Source organism: Pseudonocardia thermophila (assembly GCF_900142365.1).
GTDB lineage: Bacteria > Actinomycetota > Actinomycetes > Mycobacteriales > Pseudonocardiaceae > Pseudonocardia > Pseudonocardia thermophila.
On the sequence record NZ_FRAP01000039.1, the window covers coordinates 1 to 3,931 of the forward strand.

Here is a 3,931-nt window from a genome sequence, read left to right on the forward strand (position 1 = left end):
ACACCCATAGAGTGGGAAGTCATGTATAGTGACACCATCGCCCAACGGGGCGAGGTGGCCTGAACCTCAGCCTCTCGCGAACCCAGGACGGTTCAAGCACCTCGGCCGGGTCGACCAGCTCGATGGCCGCGCGCTGCTGCGGGGTGGGGGCGGCGACCGTGACCTCGTAGCGGCTGATCCAGCGACGGATCACCGCCTGCCGGTCGGGGTCGAGCCGGCGCAGGAACCCGTCCCACATGCCCGAGCTCCACTGCACATACGCCCACCGCTGCACGTCCGCGCGGGCGGCGGCGAGCAGCCGCTCCAGGTTGTCGTGGCGCACGTTGTGGTAGGCGTCCAGCCCGATCTCATCGCGGATCCGCTGGAAGATCCGCTCCATGTCGTGCGCGTGCCGGTAGTACTGCGGCAACGACTCCGGCTTGACCGCGTCCGAACCGAACACGATCCGCGTCGGATGCCGCCGCACCAGCTGCAGGAACGCCTCGGTGATCTCCGGCGTCGCCTGCAGATGCCGCGCCACCTCGTTCCAGGAGATGTCGAACGAGACGTGCGCGTAGTCCGGGTCGTCCAGGATCCGCCCGATCAGCTCCAGGTGCTCGACCGACAACGTCGTCCACTTACCCACCCCGAGGTGGGCGAGGATCACCTTCGCCCGCGGGTACTGCTTGAGCACCGCCAACAACGGCATGCCGAACCGCTCGTCCGGCACATGCTCACCGAACCGGCCATCAGCCAGGATCCGCGCCAACCCCCAGTCGTTGTGCAGCACCACCAGGTAACCGATGTCCTGACTGGCCTTGAGCAACTCCGCCACATGCGGGTTATGCACCGGCAACCGCTTCAGCTCCGCGACGCTGAGCAGCTGATCCGCCTCGGCGGCGAACCCGTTCTCCACCAGCAGCCGCTTGATCGTGTCGACCTCGCCCAGCAACCTGCCGATCACCTCGGCCGGCTCCACCTGCCTGAAGTCCGGCAACACCGCGGCCGCAGCCGAAACCCCCCGCAAGATACCGACCGCGGTGATCACACGGCGGATCTGGCGCTCCCACTCCGGGTTCAGGATATGAATACCCTCGTCACCGAGCAGATCACGCACCGCCTCCTTGGCGATCGTGGTCTCCCCCACCAACACGGCGAGATCAGGGTTGATCATCGCCATCAGCTGCAGATAACCCTCCGCACCGGCGATGTCCAACCGCGCCCCGGTCACCCCCATCACCGCACGCCACGCCAGACGCAGCGGCAACCGCCGAACCGCATCCACCAAACGAACATCGGGGAAGGTGCCCCACATCTGCAGCATCGGCACCTTGAACACCAACCCGAGCGTGAGCGCGTTAGCGATCGCGTAGTAGAACGTGCCACCCGTGCTGGCCACACCCTTACCCCGCTGCGGAATCGGGTGGAACGTCAGCACACCCTGATGCCCGGCATCAGCCAACTTCTGCAAGAACCCAAGAATCGACGTCCCCCGCGGATCGTCGTAACCGATGTGGTGGAAATGCCCGTCCGACAGATCGAACACCGGCTCCCGCGACACCCCGATCAACCCGGCGACACGCGGATCCACCCCCAGCTCGACCAACCGCTCGACGGTCACCCCCTCGGCACGCATCTGCTCACGCAGCCACCGCACCGACACCGACTCCCCGTTCGGCAACCACAACCGCCCCGCCGGGTGCAGCACCGACAACCACCGCATCCACCCGGTGAACACCGGATCCCAGAACCGGTTACGCACCTGCGCGTTCGGCCGCACCGTGGTGACCAGCTCCGACACCACCGACCACCGCAGCCCGGTCCACCGCATCACCGCCACCAGCGGCACCCCGGCATCCACCGCATCGATCACCGCAGGACCGATGACGTCCAAGAACTCCCGCCGCGCAGCAGCCGCCTCCTCCGCCGCCTCCGCCGCGATCACCCTCGCCCGCGCCAGCCGCTCAGCCGCCGCACGATGCGCCCGCTTACGCGCCTTCCACGACCCAGCCGTCACCGCAGCCAGCTGCAACCCACGACCAGCGGAGGCCACCACCAGACCACCCGCCGCCGCAACGATCTCCTCACGCACCACCCGGTAGTCCGCCTGAGCAGCCGCCGCCCGACGGTCAGCGACCTGCCACGCCTGCCAGACCGGCAACGCACGATCCAACGCCTCCCGCAACACCTTGCGGGCCCCGAACGCCACAACCCGCCGCTGCTGCCACGGCGGGCCACGCGCACCCGGACCACCCTGATCCAACGCCGACCCGACCCGCACACCACCAGCCGCCACCGGCTGAGCACGCAACTGCGGCGACCCCGCCGCAAACCCAACCAACGCATCCATCAGATCCACCGCATCCGCCGGCACCAACCCCGACCCGACAGCAGCGATCCGCATGAACGCCGCCCGCGACACCCCGATCGCCCGCCGCACCACCCGCGGCGAATACCCCGCACCCACACCCTCACGCACCACACGAGCCAACAACCCACGATGCGCCGCAGCCGCCGCGCTCCACGCGCCCACCGCATCCTCATACCGCGCCTGAGCCCGCTCCAACGCCCCCCGCGACCTCTCCAACGCAGCAACCACCAGCCCCAGATCACCCTCCAAAGACCGGTGTCGCCCCGCCGCCGCACCCACCGCCGGAGGCGTCTCCGCCGGAATCGACCGGTCAACCGCAAACGCCCGAGCCAACTCCAACGAAATCCCCAACCGATCAGCAACCTTCCGCAGATCCCTCTCACCACGAGGCCGCCGACCCGGCGGGAACATCAACCACCGCACACCCGACGTGATCGCGGTCTCCACATGCAGCGCCAGCCGCTCCACCAACTCACGCTCAACAGCCACCCGCTCCCGCGCCGCCTCAACCACCCGCGCCGACGCGTCGACCTCATCACGCCACACCGCCAGCCGATACTCCGTCACCACCCCGAACCGCGGCGACACCGTCCGCGCCGGCACCAACGCCCACGCATCAGCCAACAACAACCGCGCCACATCCACCGACACCCCCAACGCCCGGGCCAAACGCCGATCACCAACCCCGAACCGGGCCGCATCCACCAGCAACCAACCCACCTGCCCAACCAACCCAGCCACCGCCCGCCGCCGAGCCTCCCGAACAGCATCCGGCGCAAACCCACCCCCAACACGACGCCGCTCCACATCCAGCAGCGCCTCCAACGCCCCACGACCAGCCCCGGACCCCACCACCACAGCGAGCCGACGCACCACCTCACCCGCCGAACCCGCCAACACCACCGACCGCACCAACGCCCGACGCGCCGCCCACGCCCGCCGCCAATCCCGCACCAACACCACCAGCGCGGCCACCACATAGCCACCGACCAGCAACCCACCAGACACCCACGCCACAACCCGCGCGACCCCACCACCCGACGACCGCTCACCCCACCCCGAACCAACACCAGACAACGACGGCGACGGCGACGGCGGCGACGACGGAGACGGAGACAGAGACGGCGAAAGAGACGGAGACGGAGATGGAGAAACAGACACAGAAACAGACGGCGACGGCGACCGAGACGGAGACGGCTCAACCGGTGCAACCGACCGAACAACCGGCACGACCTGCACCCGATCCGCCGGCACCACCACGAACACATCCGACGAAGAGATCCGGTTCAGCTTCCACTGAACAACCCGACCCGACTCCCGGAACCGATCACCCTGCAACTCCGCCAACTGCGTGGCCGTCATACCCACCCGCAGCGCAAGCGCACTCAACGTATCCCCACGCACCACCCGCAGCTCACCAGTCCACCCACCAGGAATGACCAGCCGCGATGAATCGCCCTGGGTGGTGGAGAGGCTCTGATCTAGCAAGGAGACTGGAGCCGTGCCTGCACCTCGGAAGTTCGATGAGGAGACCCGCGCCCGCGCGGTGCGCCTGTACGCTGACCGGCTGCGTGATCACGG

At 68.4% G+C, this 3,931-nt stretch carries 1 protein-coding gene; it reads right to left on the minus strand.

Annotated features, from left to right (window positions below):
• Positions 1–19: 19 nt before the first annotated feature.
• Positions 20–3,358, minus strand: coding sequence for a hypothetical protein (locus tag BUE41_RS32580; protein ID WP_268794576.1), 3,339 nt, complete (start codon positions 3,356–3,358; stop codon positions 20–22).
• Positions 3,359–3,931 lie beyond the last annotated feature (573 nt).